Below are 14,567 nucleotides of genomic sequence, written 5' to 3' on the forward strand. Positions count from 1 at the left end.
CTTCTTCGTACGGAAGGGCGCCGTCTCGCGCCCGCCCTCTGCTCGGTGGTCGGCGCGCTCGGGGCCGTGTCAGGTCAGGGGCAGCAGCATGAGGGGCTGCCCGGTGGGATGGGCGGAGCCTCCGGACGGTTCCTGCGTCACCCCGACGCCCACGGCGCCGTTGATGTTGCCGGTGAGGAGGAGCTGCCCGTGGTCTGCGGGCAGCAGGCCGGCCGGGCGCATCGTGCCGGAGTCGTTGAACCACAGTTCGTAGGTGCGGCCCTGGGGCAGGGCGGGCATTCCGCTGGCGAGGAAGGCGGCCTGCCCGCGGTCCGCCGACCAGACCACCGTGGCGACGGCCGGCCCGGAGGCCGTGGTGGTGGTGCGAGCGTCCGGGGCGGTCAGCAGACTTGTGACGGCGGCCTGCTCCTCGCGCAGGCTGCTGGCCTGGGACCGGGCCCGCTGGGCCTGGTCGTGCTGCTGGACGGCGACCGCTCCCAACCCGGTGGCCAGCGCGAGGCATGCCGCGAGCGCCAGCTTGGGCCACTGCCGGGCCGGCCGCGACGTCCCCCGGCGGCGTTCGGCGGGGCCGGTCAGGGGCGGGAGCTGGCGCACCTCACCGATTCCCGCCATCACCGCCGCCTTGAGCCCGGACGGCGGTCGGCCCGACTCGGCGGCCCCGAGCCTAGCCAAGGCCGCCTCGAACTCGGCGACCTCCTGCGCGCAGGCCGGGCACTGGGCCAGATGCTGTTCGAAGGCGAGCCGTTCCTCCTCGGGCAGCGCGTGGGTCGCGTAGGCGCCGGTGAGGGTGTGCGGGTCGGGTGCCGCGTTCATGATCCAACTCCGAGGCAGTCGCGCAGGCGGATCAGCCCGTCCCGCATCCGGGTCTTGACGGTGCCGAGCGGGGTGCCCAGCAGCTCGGCGACCTCGGGGTAGGTGTACCCCCGGTAGTACGCCAGGGTGACCGACTCGCGCTGCAGCTCGGTCAGCGACTGCAGGCAGCGGCGCACCTGCTCGCGTTCCAGGCGGTTCTCGACCTGCTCGGCGACTTCGTCGAAGGCGGGGACATGGGAGCGGGCCGCCGCCTTCTGGTCCCGGTCGGCGGCCGCCTGCGCGGCACGGACCCGGTCCACCGCGCGCCGGTGCGCCATGGTCAGCACCCATGGCAGCACCTCGCCGCGCTGCGGCTCGTACCGGGCGGCGGTGCGCCACAGCTCGAACATCACCTCCTGGGTGACCTCCTCCGACTGGGCGGGGTCCCGCAGCACCCGCCGCACCAGACCCAGCACCGGGCCGACCACCGCGTCGTAGAGCCCGGAGAACGCCTCCTGGTCGCCGAAGGCGGTCTTGGCGACCAGCTCCTTGAGGTCCGGGCCGCGGAACCTCGGGGCCGACAGGTGCACGACCGCGTTCACCGGACCGCCCCCACGACGGGGGTGGCACGTGCGGCCGAGCGCGGTGGCCGCGACCTGCCCAAGGGCCGGCAGCTGTGCATGAGAACCTCCTGGATCGAACAGCGGGCACCGTCAGTCGCTCTGCATTCGCCACCGCCGACCGCGCGGATTGGTCCCACACGCGGTGTCTGCTCGAACAGGACGAACCCGGGTCGGCCCAGGCCCGCACGGGTGGCGGGTGGTGGCCGGGGTCCGCCTGGTGGGCGGGCCCCGGCCCGGGAGCGCTCGGGGTGGGTCAGGAGGCGGGCATCAGGACGGTGTCGACGATGTAGACGGTGGCGTTGGCGGTCTGGACGTTTCCGCACAGCACCTTGGCCGTGCTGTTCACGGTGAAGTCGGGGCTGTTGCCGGTGACGGTGAGGTTGTCGGTCTCCAGGGTCTTGTGGGCGCCGGTGAGGGCGGTGGGGGTCAGGCGCTGGGGGACGACGTGGTAGGTGAGGATCTTGGTGAGCTTGTCCTTGTCGGCGAGGACGGCGTCCAGAGTGGCCTTGGGGATCTTGGCGAAGGCGTCGTTGGTGGGCGCGAAGACCGTGATGTTCTGCGCGGAGTTGAGGGTGTCGACGAGGCCGGCCTGCTTGACGGCGGTGACGAGGGTGGACAGCAGCGGGTTGTTGGAGGCGGCGGTCGCGACGGGGTCCTTGGCCATGCCCGCGAAGGAGCCGGCGCCGTCCTGGGGCACGGCCGCGCAGGCGCTGCCGAACGGCTGGTCGTCCATGGCCCTGCCGGAGGCGGCGCCGCCCGGGGCCGTGCTGCCGGCGGCCGTGGACGGCACGGCGGCGGCCGTGGTGGCGGCCGAGGATCCGGATCCGCTGCTGCTGCAGGCACCGAGGCTCACGGCGAGCGCGGTGGCGGTCAGGAGGGCGGCGAGGGTGTTGCGGCGGCGGGTGGTGGACATGGGTCGGATCTCCTTGTGAGGTGGTGACGGCTGGGCCGGCGGCCCAGCCGGGTGGGTACGGGGTCGCTTTCAGGTGACCGTGACGACGGCGCTGTGCCAGCCGGTGGCGCCGGCGGGGTAGGGCCCCGCACGGTTCTCGGTCTGGACGGTGCCGGTGGCGTCGGTGGCCCGGACCTCGATCCGGTGGGTGCCGGGGGTGGCCGCGGTCCAGGTGTGGGTCCACTGCCGCCACAGGTCGGGTCCCGGGTCGGCGGTGAGCAGGGCTTCCTGCCAGGGGCCGGCGTCGACGCGGACCTCGACGGCGGCGACGCCGCGGTGGGTGGCCCACGCGGTACCGGCCACGGTCACGTTCCCGGCGGGCACCCGGGCGAACGGGGCCGGGACCTCGATGCGCGAGGCGGTGCGGACCGCGCCGGTGCGGTCCCAGCCCCGGCGCACCCAGTACGGGTCGAACGCGGCGAACGTGGTGACGTCCAGGTCGACGAGCCACTTGGTGGCGGAGGTGTAGCCGTAGAAGCCGGGGACGACGCTGCGGCACGGGAAGCCGTGCGCCACGGGCAGGGCCTCGCCGTTCATCGCGACGGCCAGCAGCGCGGGGCGTCCGTCGAGCACGGATTCCAGCGGGGTGCCGATGGTGAGGCCGTCCTGGGAGCGGCCGACGAGCTGGTCCGCGCCGGGGCGCACGCCCGCCCGGCGCAGCAGGGCCGGGAGGGAGGCGCCGAGCCAGCGGGTGGTGCCGACGTAGGGGCCGCCGACCTCGTTGGAGACGCAGGACAGGGTGTGGTCGAGCTCTTCCAGGGGTTCGCGCAGCAGGTCGTCGAAGGTGAGGAGGAGGGGGTGGTCGACCATGCCGCGGATGCGCAGGGTCCAGCGGCGCGGGTCGATGCGGGGCAGGGTGAGGGCGGTGTCGACCCGGTAGAAGTCCCGGTTGGGGGTGACGAACGGGGACAGACCCGGGACGCCGGGGTGCAGGGTGGTGGCCAGGGGCGGCAGGGGCCGCGCGGCCGGGGGAAGGCGGACGGCGGTGCGGGCGGCACCGATGTCGTAGCGGCGGTCCGAGAGGACGCGGCCGCCGAGGCCGGCGAGCGCACCGACGGCGATCGTCCCGCCGGTGGCGGCGAGGACGGCACGGCGGGACGTGCCGCCGTCGCGTTCGGCGGGGTGCTTGCCGGGCCCGTCCCCGCTCACCGGGTGTTCCGGTGTCACCCGGTGGGGCGCGGTCGTGGGGGAGGCAGCCGGTGTGGCGGCGCGCAGCATCCGGGCGAGGACGAGTGCGGCCGCCGTGGCGGCCAGGCCGGCGGCCAGAGCGGGCGCGGCATCCGCGGCACCGGCTTCGGGACGGGACAGCGCGGCCCAGGTGCCGAGCAGCCCGAAGGCCGCGAAGGCGCCCGCACCGAGCACGGGCCTGCGTGCGGCCAGCACGCCGGCGAGCGCGGCGAGCAGCGCCGTCGTCAGGTAGATCCCGCCGAGCAGCACCGGCTTGTCGTCGGTGCCGAACGTGCGAACGGCGTACTCCTTCAACGGTGTTGGCGTCAGATCGATCGCGGCGGCGCCGACCACGATGACCGGCGCGGTCCCGGGGCCGGTGAAGGCGGCGACCAGTTCACCGGCTCCGAGCGCGGCCGCCGCCGCGGCCCACCCGGTCGCCGCGGCGGCGCCCGCCCGCAGGAGCCGTCCGCGGCGATGCCCGGTGCGGGTCGGGGGAGGGGGTACGTCGTTGCTCACGTCCGGGATTCGGCGCACCCGGTGCGGCGGATGGGTGCGAGTTCTCCTCCTGGGCCGACCGATCCGTTCTGGGAGGCGACAGGCGACAGGCGGCAGGCGGCACAAGCGGAAGCGGCCGCGCCGTCGCCGTCCTTCGGTCGCCCTTGGCGCGTCAGCGTCTTCCACCCTCCGCCCACGGCGCCGTGGCCCCTGTCGCACCGGTGGTGCGTCGACCGGGGCCGGCCGACGATTCAGGGGCGGGAGGGCATGCACCCCAGGAGGGCGGAGGCGGCCCGGGCGGGGCCGCGCGGGCGCAGGCGGACGCCGAGTGCGGCGGCGCCGTGCGCCCGGCCGGCGAGCAGGGCGGCGACGGCGCGGCCGGCGGCGGCGGGGGTGAGCGTGTTGGGATCCAGGCATCGGCCGGCCGCGGCGCGTTCGGCGTCGTGGGCGATGGCGAACTGGTCGCTGGAGAACGGCAGGACCAGTGCGGGCACACCGGCGTGCAGGCACTCGGTGAACGAGTTGTTGCCGCCGTGGTGGACCATGGCGGCGGCGTGCGGGAGCAGTTCCTGTTGCGGGATCGTCGCCGCTACGTGGATCCGTTCGGGGTCGGCGCCGCGCAGCAGGGGGTCGGCCGTGACGGCGCCGACGCGTTCGCCCGCGGCCACGACCACCGAGGCCGGGGTGTGCCGGAGGATTCCGGCCGCGGTGACGGCCAGGACGTCGTGACGGGCGGACAGGAAGGTGCCCAGGGCGACGAGGACCACCGGCCGCTCCTCGGCCGTCAGCCGGGTGAGGACGGCCTGCCAGTGCTCGTCCAGCGGCCCGGGGCCGGCCTCGGGCAGCAGGTGCCCGGCGTACAGGGCCCGGGGGCCGGTCGGCGGGGGTGGCAGCCACGGCAGGCGGGGGTAGTTGAAGACGACGGCGTGCGGGGAGCACAGGGCGAAGGCCCGCTCGGGTTCGGGCCGGCCGGGCGCGTGGCGGCGGATGACCGCCCTGAACGCGTCGGTGAACGCGGTGTCGTTGGCCGCCGCCGCGCGGCGTAGCCGGTCGAGGTCGGCGGTGGTGGGGCGCACGGCGTCCGGCCAGGCGTAGGGGAGTCCGAAGTAGGCGTCGGGTGCGGTCGGCAGGTAGCTGGGGTGGCCCGGGCAGAAGGTGGCGTACGGCAACTCGAGGCAGTGCAGGGCGAGGGTCGCGGAGTACGCGAGCTGGTCGACGAGGTACCAGTCGGGGCGCAGCCTCCGGTCGAGGGCGGCGAGGTCCCGCAGGACGTGTTCGGGGTCGGCGAGCATGTCGTCCCGGCGGTGGCGGGCCTGGGTCAGGAGGGTCGCGGCCGGGCCGTGGTGCGTGGCGTCGAGGAACTCGCGCAGGCGACGGGCTTCGGCCCCGTCCTGCCGTGTGGTCTCGGCGACGCCGTGGTTCGCGTTGCGGGTGACCGCCAGTTCGGCGAAGCCGAGGCCGTTGGCGGCGGCGAGGTCGGCGAAGGCGCGTGCGCAGGCGAAGTCGACGCGGGCGCCGTGGCCGCTCAGCGCCGCGCCGAGGGCGGCCATCGGCCGGGCGTGGGAGTGGAACGGCGGGCTGATCACGGCGACGCGGGTCATGCGGTCCTCCCCCGGGGCGGTGCTTCGCGGGCGGCCTCCGATGATGCCAGGCGCCCGGGGGCGGCCGCAGCCGGACGCCCGCCCCGGACCTCCGTGGCGGGCGGGTGGCGAAGGCCGGCGGGCCGGGGCCAATCCGTTTCGTCGGCCGCCTCCGAAGCCGCCCCTGACCGCACGGCGACACGGGAGGAAGCACGATGACCCAGCACGCCACACCGGCCGCGGCAGCTCCAAGCCCCGACGTCGTGGAGGCCGGGGCCCTTGCCGCGTGGCGCAGGTTTCACTTCGCCCGGGACGTCACCGTCCCCCAGGGCGGTGACCTGCTCGGCCGGCTGGCACGGGCCGAGTACGGGGGATCGTGGGTGCGTCCCGACGCGGCGCTGCCGGTGTCCGACCGGCGTGCTGCGCGGCTGCGCCAGCTCGCACGGCGCGAACGCGCCGTACCGGCATGGATCCTGGCCGCCGCCGGTGCCGCGCCCGATCTGGCGCCCAGGGAGCGGACGGCGCTCGCGGAGGCCTGGGAGCGCAGCGCGGGCCCGGGCGGCGGGCGGACCGCGACCCAGCAGATCCGCCGCAGGCTGCTCGCGGAGCCGGGACCGGCCGAGACCGCCTTCCTGCTCGACGTGGCGGACGTCAACGGTCTGCGACCGCTCTCGCTCCGGGAGGCGGCCGCGCTGGACCCCGTCGGCCGGGAACAGGCCCACGCCCTGTGGCGCTACCTGTCGGGAATCCCCGGCGCGGGCCCCGTGCTCCCGGGGGCCGACGAGGCGAGGGACGGCTACGAAGGGCTCCTGCTGTCCGCCTGCGCCGAGCGGGCGCGACCCGGCTCGCCGTCCGGGCGGCGGTTCCGGGCGGCGTTCGCGGCTCTGGCCGAGCCCTCGCGGGGCTCTCCGGTGGTCGCCCAGTCGATGCTGCAGGGCCGCCTGGAGGAACCAGGCGCCGGACTCAGCGGCGGAATGAGCGTCCTGCTGACCGGGCTGGGGGAGGCGCTGACGGCCGGTGCGGGCGTCGCACGGGTCCTCACACTGACCACCGCCCGGGCCGAGGAGACGGAACGCACGGACCTGGTCCACCGGTTGGGGCGCGCACACGTGCTGGTGCGGTTGCCCGTGGACGCGTCCGAACCGCTTGATCCGGAGAATGCCGCCGGCCACCCGGCGGCGCTGGCCTGGTGGGCCGGCAGGGTCTTCGAACTCCCGGGTGCCCGACCGGACATCGCGCACGTCAGGTTCGCCGACGACGCCTCCCTCGCCGTCGCCCGGGCCGCCCGTCGCCACGGCTCGAAGCTCGCGTTCACCGTCACCCCCGACCCCCACCGCACGATGGACGAACGGCACACGGGCCTGGCGCCGCAACAGACCGGTGATGCCGCACGCGCGCTGCGCCTGGACCTGCACCGGGTCTTCGTCGCCGACCGCCTCGTGGCCCGCGCCGATCTGCTGGTGGCCATGCCGGGGAGGCCGGGGACGGAGGAACTCGCCGCTTACTTCCCGCAGTTGCGGGACCGGCGGGTCCACCTGCAGCCCGAGGGCATCGCCCCGTTCCGGCCCGCGGCGGACGACGGGACGACGGCCCAGGGACTGCTCGGCCGTCTCTTCGAGGGCGGCGGGACCGGCGGACTGGATGCCGCCGACCGCGACCTGCCGTTGTTGCTGTGCGTGGGGCGGCTCCACCCCGTCAAGCAGCAGGAGCAACTGGTCCGGGCCTGGATGCAGGCGGGCCTCCACCACCGCACGACCCTGCTGCTGGTGGGCGGGTCTCCCGCGGCCCCGACCGCCGTCGAGGCGGAGGTTCGCCGCCGGCTCACCGAGCTCCTGGCAGCGGACCCGGTCGCCCGGCGTCGGGCGGCCTTGTGGCCCGCGCTGTCCAACCGGCATGTCCGGCTGCTGGAACGGGCGTTGGCGCAGGGCCGACCGGGCTCCGCGCTGTACGTGTGCCCCAGTGCCAAGGAGGAGTTCGGGCTGGCCGTGCTGGAGGCCATGGAAGCGGGCCTCCCGGTGGCCGCCCCGCAGCGCGGCGGGGCCTCGCACTACGTGTGCGACGGCGTCAACGGACGACTGCTGGCCACCGAATCGGCGGGGCGGCTGGCAGACGGCCTGCGCTCCCTGGTCGTCACCCCCGCGCCGGAACTGGCGGCGATGGCGAGGGCAGGGGCCGCGACGGTGCGCGAGCGTTTCGGCATCGACGCCATGGCCGCGTCCCTGGCCGAGGCCTACCGGGCGACGTGCCGAAAGGGCCGCCTCGCGGATCGGCCGCAGGACGGGGACCGCGGAGGGTCCTGTGCCTGACGTGGCGGGACGCGGCTGAACGCGCGGGCGGTGGCGGCACCGTCTTCGGGTGCCGTCACGGGGGTGACTGGCCGCGGGCGCGTTCGGCGGCCAGGACCTCGGGCAGGCCGGTCAGGCGGCGCAGGCCGGCGGCGGCCCGGGCGGTGCGGTGGTTGGCGGCGAGCAGGTCGTGGTGGCGGTGGACGAAAGCCCAGTAGCCGGTGGTGAACGGACAGGCCCGGTCGCCGAGGCGTTCGGTCGGGTGGTAGCGGCAGGGGCCGCAGTGGTCGCCCATCCGGTGGAGGTAGGCGCCGCCCGCCGCGTACGGCTTGGTGGTGACGAGGCCGCCGTCGGCGAACTGGGACATGCCGACGACGTTGGCGGTCATCACCCAGTCGTAGCCGTCGACGAAGCACCGGTGGAACCAGTCGGTGAGCTCGCGCGGGTCCCAGCCGTGCTGGAGGGCCCAGTTGCCGAGCACCATCAGCCGGGGGATGTGGTGCACCCAGCCGTGGTCGCGGACCTCGGCGAGGACGCGGGCCAGGCAGCGGGCGGTGACGGCGTCGGCGTCGAGGTCGCGGAACCAGGCGGGCAGCGGCTCGTGGTGGCCGAGGTGGTTGGCGTCGCGGTAGTCCTCGCCCAGGTGCCAGTAGAGCTGCCAGACGTACTCGCGCCAGCCCGCGATCTGCCGGACGAAGCCCTCGGCGCTGTTGAGCGGCACCTGCCCGGCCCGGTATGCGGCCTCGGCGGCGCGCACGCACTCGCCTGGGTCGAGCAGGCCGAGGTTGAGCGGGACGGAGAGGGCGCTGTGGGCCATCCACGGGTCGGCGTGCAGCATGGCGTCCTCGTAGCGGCCGAAGTCGGCGAGGCGGTGGGCGACGAAGCGCGCGAGCGCCCGTTCGGCCTCCGGCCGGGTCGCGGCGAAGCGGCGCGGGCCGTCCCGACCGACGAAGGCGACGTCCCCGTCGCGCTCCCAGCGTTCGAGGTCGGCCCGGACGCGCTCGTCGATGCCGTCCTCCTCGGGCTCGAAGGGCGGGGGGATCGGCAGGGTGGCGGCGCCCTTGGGCGGGGGCTCGCGGTTGTCCCGGTCGAGGTTCCACCGGCCGCCGGCCGGGCTGCCGTCCGGTTCCAGAAGCAGGTGCTCGGCGCGGCGCACCCGGTGGTAGAAGTCCTCCAGCAGCAGGCGCCGTCCACCGGGTTCGCCCGCCCAGCGGCGGAAGTCGGCGAAGGGTACGAGGAAGCCGCGCGGTGGCAGCACCGTGACCTGGGGGAGGGCGTCCACCAGGCCGAGGGCCGCGCGCGACGTCGGGTGGTACACGGTGACCCGGCGGCGTCCGACGGCCCGGGCCAGGCCCTCGCGGTAGGTGTCGGCCTGGACGTAGCGCACCCGGTCGCCCAGGGCGTCCGCGGCGTGGCGCATCGCGGACAGCACCAGGTGGGCCTTCGCCCGGTGGAACCGCCGCCGGCGGAGCACCGAGCGGGCCTCGATCATGACGAGCGGGGCGCCCGGGTCCGGACCGTCCTCGCCGGGGGTGAGGCCGGCGGTGAGGAAGTGCGGCCCGAGCTGGGCGCCGAAGAGCCAGTGCGGGCGCGGCCCGCTCATGCCGGCGGCCCGGGAAGGTCGGCCGACCGGGAGCCGAGGGGGAGTGCCGGAGCATCCCGGCGGTCGCCGGGCCCCGGGTGGCGTCGGCGCCAGTAGGGGTTGTCGAGCGGGAGCTTGCCGCTCACCCGGCCGTACATGCCGAACGTGGCGATCACCAGGCCCATGACGAAGCTGAACAGCACGTTCTGGATGCGGAAGGCCAGGATGTTGGCCGATGAATCCAGCAGCGCGAGGTTGACGAAGCCGCTGAGGACGAAGAGGGAGCCGACGGTGATGTTGACCGTGGAAGCGATGTTTCCGCCGATCAGCGCGCCGCCGAGAAGTACCGCGGCCGTGACCACCGAGACCAGGCTGAGCAGGCCGTTGCTGGAGAGACCGGCGATCTTCTCGCCATCGGTGCTGAAGAAGGGCAGTCCGTCCGACAGGCCGAGAAAGCCGAAGACCAGCAGGGCAGCGCCGCAGAGGCCGGCTCCGGCGCGGTACACCTGGGACAGTCGGTGGTCGACCGGCAGCTCCTCGTGGAGTTTCATGATCCGCTCCGTTCCTCGATGATCGTGTCGGGCGCGTGGTACACGGCCCTGTCCGGAGCATCGGCCGCGGTGTCCGACTGGAACAGTCGCAGCGATGCCGCATCGTTCGCATCGTTCGCGGACCGACCGGAGGTGGGTCCGGTACTGGGACCTGCTGGTTCAGAGGAGCAGGGCAGGTCAGGCTGCCTGGAGCTATCCATGGCCGCTTCCTGCCTACCGGGAACCGAGCGGCGGCCTGCATGTCCCGGACTCCATCCCTGAGGGTGGTCCGTGGTGTTTCCCAGTGCACTTCGACGCCTGCCCGCTCAGCGAGAGCCAGCACGGTGATGGCAAAGCCTTCGCTCAGGGCACGTATGACGGCGTGGTGGGTTCCCCGGTGCCAGGCCAGCAGGACGTTGACGAAGACCTCGAACCCCCCACGTGGGTGGCCCCGGGATCACCCAACCCACGGCCGACTACGCCTGACTTCCCGTCACGGGCGTAGCCGGTGACACGGTGGGGAGGTCCGACGTCACTCTCGGACCTCCCCACCGCTCATGAACATGCTCACTGTCAGTGCTTGAAGGCGTCCTTCGCCTTCTGGCCCGCCTGGGAGAGGTCGCCCTTGACCTGTTCCCCCTTGCCCTTGGCGGCGAGCCGCTCGTTTCCGACCGCCTTGCCGGCAGCCTCCTTGACCTTGCCCTTCGCGGTCTCGGCGGCGTGTGCGATCTTCTTTCCAGCGCCCACGGCTTCCTCCTCGTCGGTTCGTGGTTTCGTGAGGCGTGTGCCCCGATTCCTCCGATTAATCCCCCCTTCGTAGAAGTCCGGCGGATCCGGTTCGATCGATCCGCTTCAGGGGCCGGACCCGAGCAGCGGGCCGAGTGGGCCGAGGTCGATGTCGAGGTCCTCGGGCGCGAGGCCGAAATGGTCGCGCAGCTCGTCCATCCGCCGTTCCAGGGCCATCAGCGTCACCCCCAGGGCCTCGACCTGGTCCTCGCTCAGGTCGCCCTCGTCGATGCGGCGCAGCGCCTGCCGCTCCATGAGCTCCCGCAGGAGCTCGACCACGGTGAGGACGAGGCAGGCGAGGTCCCGGCCCACCGTCTCCGGGTCGACGGCGACGCGCCGGGCGAGGCGGGCCCCGTGGGGCTCCTCCGGCGGCCGTGCGGTCACGGTGGCTCCTCCTCCCGTGCGGTGATGGTGCCTTCGACGGTCCGGGTGGCGGCGCGCACGGAGGCCACCAGCGCACGGAGGCTGATCCGCACCAGATCGACGTCGGCGATCCCGAGGGTGATCTCGCCCGCGATGACCACACCGCCCGCCAGGACGCGGTCGAGGAGGTCGACGAGCGCGACGCGCTCCGCACCGGCCGGCGAGAGGGCGTCGGACCGGTCTTGGGCCCGTCGGTCGGGGGTGCTGGGGGTGCTCACCGCGCCTCCTCCGGGTCGGCGAACGAATAGGGCGGCCAGGGACCGGTCAGCTCCAGCCGGAGGTGAGGGTGGCCGTCCGCGAGGGCGGCCACGGCATCCTCCAGGCGCTTCCGGTCGGCGTGGTCGACGAGGTACGAGCCGTTGAGGACCATGGGCTCGCCGCGCCCGCTCGCCTCTGCGGGCTGGAGCGGGTGCAGGGCCGCCGCGGCTGCCAGCCCGGCGAGTTGTGCGTGGACGCTCCGTGCGTCCTCCGAGGCCTGTCGCACCGTTTCCTCACGCTGCTGCCGCTGGGCCCTGCGGCGCAGCAGGTAGGCCGTGCCGGGCCGGTCCGCGGCCTCGGGGCTGGTCTCCTCCTCCCGTGCCGACGGTCTGCCGGCGAGGTATGCCTTGACGCCCCATTCCGTCCGTCCGTCGATCCGCCGGAGCGCCTCGGTGAGCTCGTCGTGGCGCGCGCGGAGGAGCTCCTGCGCGCGGGCGTCGTCGTGGTAGAGCGTGGCGAAGCGCAGGGGCAGGGTCGGGCCCGCGCCGGCGAGGGCCTCGACCACGCGATGGTGGGCCCGGACGGCGTGCTCCAGCCAGACCGGGTCCTCCAGGTGGGCGTGCAGGGGCCCCTCGTCGAAGTCCGCCTGGGGCACCGAGCCGACCACGACCGCGAGACCCGGCCCGCTCAGCGCGCGGAGGGGTTCCGCCGCGACGCCGCGCAGGTCGTGCAATTCGCGCGGTTCGGGGCGTCGGTCGGCCGGGACGACGGCGTAGAGCCAGGTGACGTGGCTCATGACTCCCTCCCCGCGCGCGGGGGACGACGGCGGGTGGGTGGGGCCGACGCCGACGACTCATCGGGACGGCCGCCGGGTGCCGCACGCTCCGGTTCGCTCGCGGCTGCCTCCAGTTCATCGATCCGCTCGCGCAGGCGCCGGTTCTCCACGGCGAGGTCGCGTCGGCCGGAGGAGAGCCCGGGATCGTGCTCCCACCAGTCGATCCCCATCTCGCGGGCGCGGTCGACGGAGGCGACGAGGAGTCTGATCCTGATCGTCAGCAGCTCGATGTCGAGCAGGTTCACACGGATGTCCCCCGCGATGACGATGCCCTTGTCGAGGACCCGTTCGAGTAGATCGGCGAGGTTGGCCGGCTGCGGGGCGGGCGCGGTGCGGTAGTTCGCCGGCAGTGGCGGTCCGAAGTCGCGGCCGTTCACGGTGTCTCCCCAGGGTCGAGGCGGCCGCGGTGGTAGCGGCGTTCGCGGTGGTAGGACACGAGCCCGCCCCGTTCGTCCAGGACGACCCGGTAGAGGGCCAGGATGTCGGTGGAGTCGGGGATGCGGCGGGATTCCAGGACCTCGACCCCGACCCGCCAGCCCTCCTCGTTGTGCTCCAGCGAGGTGACGACTTCGGGCAGGTTTCCCGTGAGCTCCTGCACCTGGCGGGCCGCCCGGGCGGCGGCCTGGCGGGCGCCAAGGCGGGTCCGGGTGCGCTTCTCGGTGTCTGGCCGGTCCGGTTCGGCGGACGAGCGCCCGTCACGCCCGGGATCGGGGTGGCGATGCTCGTCGTCGGCGCGGCTGGCGGCGGTGCGGCGACGTGGCACCGCCGTGTGGTCGGCGGGCCGGCGCGCACGGGGCTCGGGTTCGGGCACGGCTCACACCTCCCGCCCACCGCTCGTCCTCCGGGCCTCCCACAGCCGTCCGACCAGTTCCTCCTCCTGCCGGTCGGCCTCCTCCGGGCTGAGGGCGCCGCTTTGACGGGCCTCCTCCAACTCGGCCAGGCGCCGACGGACGGTCGCCGGGTCGTCCAGCTCGCGGCGGGCCTGGGCGTACAACTGCTCGGCCACCCAGACAACGCCGCGCACGGGCGCGAGCGGCAGGGTGAGGAGTCCGGTGATCAGACCCATGGACCGGGCACCCCCTCGGAAGCGCCGTCGACGGCCGTGGGCGCGAAGTCGTACGGCGCCAGCGGCCCGAGGAGGCGGATGCCCACCCGCCCGGACCAGCCGCGCGCCAGGTCCTCCGCCTCGGCCTCGAAGCGCGCCCAGCGGGTGTGGTGGACCAGGAAGGACACGTCGATCGGCTGGTCCGGGTCCGGGTCCGGGCCCCTGGCGACGGCGACTGCGAGCGGGCCGAGTGTGTCGACCAGGTGGCGCACGTCGGCCTCGCCGCGGTCGCCGATCTCCCGGGCCACCAGTTCACCCAGCCGGAGCCGGTCGTAGTGGCCGGTATCTTCCGGCAGCGACGCGGTCCGCTCCCGGAGGGCGGCGATGTCGGGACGCGCGGCGAGGACGTCCCGCAGCACGCGGTCCTCGACGTACGACCCGCGGAGCGTGTACTGGGCGAGGCCGCGCAGGCTCGCCAGCGCGGTGGCGAAGCCCTCCTCGGACGGGCCGAGCAGTTCGTCAGCCACGGCCCGGCGGCCGTCGACCACCGAGCCGAACCGGAACGGCAGCACGGGAACCAGGGCGGAGACGACCGAGTCCAGCACCCGGGCATGCGCGCGGAGGTCGTCCGGCGTTCCCAGGGGCTTGGTCGGATCGACCTCGCTGACCAGCGCGGCGACCCGTCCGCCCGGGAGCAGATCGACCGCCGCCGGGGGTGTGCCCACCCCGCGGACGCCCGTGGGTGCGGCGGCGTCGGCGGGGACGATTCCGTAGACGTAGCAGGCCGCTCCGGTGTCACCGGCGGCCGGTGTGTCGCGGTTCACCGTTCACGCTCCCTGCGTTCGCCGGAGGACCGGGGCCGGCGCCGGGGCCGTTCCTGCGGTTCCTCCTCCTCGTCCTCGTCCTCGCCGCCACGGCCGCGGACCTGGTCGATCACCTCGCCGACGGTCTCCTTGACGCCCTCCAGGGCGCCGCGGGTCTTTCGGCGGGCACCGCCCTGCCGCATGTCGTCCATCAGTTCCGGCAGGCCCTCGGTGCGGTCCTGCTTCAGATCGAGGCGGTTGACCGCCTCCGCGAAGCGCAGATAGGTGTCCACGCTGGCGATGACGATCCGCGCGTCGATCGTGATCAGCTCGATGCCGACGAGCGAGACGCGCACGTAGACGTCGATGACCAGGCCCTTGTCGAGGATCAGGTCGAGAACGTCCGCCAGGCCGCTCGGGGAGGGACGGTCCAGGTAGTGGCCGGTCCTGGGGGCTACCGTCATCGTC

Annotated in this window: 17 protein-coding genes and 1 pseudogene; 1 reads left to right on the forward strand and 17 read right to left on the reverse strand. The window is 74.5% G+C overall.

The features are described from left to right. Positions 1 to 69: 69 nt before the first annotated feature. From AB2U05_RS35715 to AB2U05_RS35735, 5 genes are all read right to left on the reverse strand, one after another. Positions 70 to 813: an anti-sigma factor gene (locus AB2U05_RS35715; RefSeq protein WP_369185602.1), complete on the reverse strand. Its 744-nt coding sequence runs from the start codon at positions 811 to 813 to the stop codon at positions 70 to 72. Beyond that, positions 810 to 1,394: a sigma-70 family RNA polymerase sigma factor gene (locus tag AB2U05_RS35720; RefSeq protein ID WP_107072968.1), complete on the reverse strand. Its 585-nt coding sequence runs from the start codon at positions 1,392 to 1,394 to the stop codon at positions 810 to 812. Before AB2U05_RS35720 ends, AB2U05_RS35715 begins: the two co-directional genes overlap by 4 nt. Positions 1,395 to 1,668: 274 nt before the next feature. Next, on the reverse strand, positions 1,669 to 2,328 hold the full coding sequence (locus tag AB2U05_RS35725) for a fasciclin domain-containing protein (RefSeq protein ID WP_369185603.1): 660 nt from the start codon (positions 2,326 to 2,328) through the stop codon (positions 1,669 to 1,671). A 69-nt stretch (positions 2,329 to 2,397) separates the two neighbouring features. Beyond that, on the reverse strand, positions 2,398 to 4,053 hold the full coding sequence (locus tag AB2U05_RS35730; protein ID WP_369185604.1) for a molybdopterin-dependent oxidoreductase: 1,656 nt from the start codon (positions 4,051 to 4,053) through the stop codon (positions 2,398 to 2,400). 230 nt (positions 4,054 to 4,283) lie between these two features. Continuing rightward, on the reverse strand, positions 4,284 to 5,633 hold the full coding sequence (locus AB2U05_RS35735) for a glycosyltransferase (protein WP_045696666.1): 1,350 nt from the start codon (positions 5,631 to 5,633) through the stop codon (positions 4,284 to 4,286). Between the two features lie 194 nt (positions 5,634 to 5,827). Between AB2U05_RS35735 and AB2U05_RS35740 the strand changes: the two genes are divergently transcribed. Then, positions 5,828 to 7,918, forward strand: coding sequence for a glycosyltransferase (locus tag AB2U05_RS35740; RefSeq protein ID WP_369185605.1), 2,091 nt, complete (start codon positions 5,828 to 5,830; stop codon positions 7,916 to 7,918). 55 nt (positions 7,919 to 7,973) lie between these two features. On the opposite strand, the gene AB2U05_RS35745 is transcribed toward AB2U05_RS35740, so the two are convergent. From AB2U05_RS35745 to gvpJ, 12 genes and pseudogenes are all read right to left on the reverse strand, one after another. Beyond that, complete coding sequence (locus tag AB2U05_RS35745; protein ID WP_369185606.1) at positions 7,974 to 9,500, reverse strand: cryptochrome/photolyase family protein; 1,527 nt, start codon at positions 9,498 to 9,500, stop codon at positions 7,974 to 7,976. Further along, entirely contained in the window at positions 9,497 to 10,030 is a 534-nt protein-coding gene (locus AB2U05_RS35750) for a DUF4383 domain-containing protein (RefSeq protein ID WP_369185607.1), read from the reverse strand. The genes AB2U05_RS35745 and AB2U05_RS35750 overlap by 4 nt, the downstream gene beginning before the upstream one ends. A 271-nt stretch (positions 10,031 to 10,301) precedes the next feature. After that, positions 10,302 to 10,433: pseudogene (locus tag AB2U05_RS35755) on the reverse strand (DUF6086 family protein); the annotation flags it as partial. A gap of 149 nt (positions 10,434 to 10,582) precedes the next feature. Then, positions 10,583 to 10,756: a CsbD family protein gene (locus AB2U05_RS35760; protein WP_045696676.1), complete on the reverse strand. Its 174-nt coding sequence runs from the start codon at positions 10,754 to 10,756 to the stop codon at positions 10,583 to 10,585. Positions 10,757 to 10,861: 105 nt separating this feature from the next. Beyond that, positions 10,862 to 11,179: a gas vesicle protein K gene (locus AB2U05_RS35765; RefSeq protein ID WP_045696678.1), complete on the reverse strand. Its 318-nt coding sequence runs from the start codon at positions 11,177 to 11,179 to the stop codon at positions 10,862 to 10,864. Continuing rightward, positions 11,176 to 11,436, reverse strand: coding sequence for a gas vesicle protein (locus AB2U05_RS35770; protein WP_369185608.1), 261 nt, complete (start codon positions 11,434 to 11,436; stop codon positions 11,176 to 11,178). The genes AB2U05_RS35765 and AB2U05_RS35770 overlap by 4 nt, the downstream gene beginning before the upstream one ends. After that, positions 11,433 to 12,212 (reverse strand): GvpL/GvpF family gas vesicle protein, encoded by a 780-nt coding sequence (locus tag AB2U05_RS35775; protein ID WP_369185609.1) that lies wholly within the window; start codon positions 12,210 to 12,212, stop codon positions 11,433 to 11,435. Before AB2U05_RS35775 ends, AB2U05_RS35770 begins: the two co-directional genes overlap by 4 nt. Next, positions 12,209 to 12,601 carry a gas vesicle protein gene (locus tag AB2U05_RS35780; protein ID WP_045696766.1) on the reverse strand — a complete coding sequence of 131 codons (393 nt, stop codon included), beginning with the start codon at positions 12,599 to 12,601 and terminating at the stop codon, positions 12,209 to 12,211. The genes AB2U05_RS35775 and AB2U05_RS35780 overlap by 4 nt, the downstream gene beginning before the upstream one ends. A gap of 23 nt (positions 12,602 to 12,624) precedes the next feature. Beyond that, positions 12,625 to 13,062 carry a gas vesicle protein GvpO gene (gene gvpO / locus AB2U05_RS35785; protein ID WP_244178773.1) on the reverse strand — a complete coding sequence of 146 codons (438 nt, stop codon included), beginning with the start codon at positions 13,060 to 13,062 and terminating at the stop codon, positions 12,625 to 12,627. 3 nt (positions 13,063 to 13,065) lie between these two features. Beyond that, positions 13,066 to 13,317, reverse strand: coding sequence for a gas vesicle protein GvpG (locus AB2U05_RS35790; protein WP_045696684.1), 252 nt, complete (start codon positions 13,315 to 13,317; stop codon positions 13,066 to 13,068). Continuing rightward, entirely contained in the window at positions 13,308 to 14,120 is an 813-nt protein-coding gene (locus AB2U05_RS35795; protein WP_369185610.1) for a GvpL/GvpF family gas vesicle protein, read from the reverse strand. Before AB2U05_RS35795 ends, AB2U05_RS35790 begins: the two co-directional genes overlap by 10 nt. Then, positions 14,117 to 14,563: a gas vesicle protein GvpJ gene (gene gvpJ, locus AB2U05_RS35800; RefSeq protein WP_078859935.1), complete on the reverse strand. Its 447-nt coding sequence runs from the start codon at positions 14,561 to 14,563 to the stop codon at positions 14,117 to 14,119. The genes AB2U05_RS35795 and gvpJ overlap by 4 nt, the downstream gene beginning before the upstream one ends. Positions 14,564 to 14,567: the final 4 nt, after the last annotated feature.

The organism is Streptomyces sp. Y1 (assembly GCF_041053115.1).
In the GTDB taxonomy this organism is placed as follows: domain Bacteria; phylum Actinomycetota; class Actinomycetes; order Streptomycetales; family Streptomycetaceae; genus Kitasatospora; species Kitasatospora rubellomurina.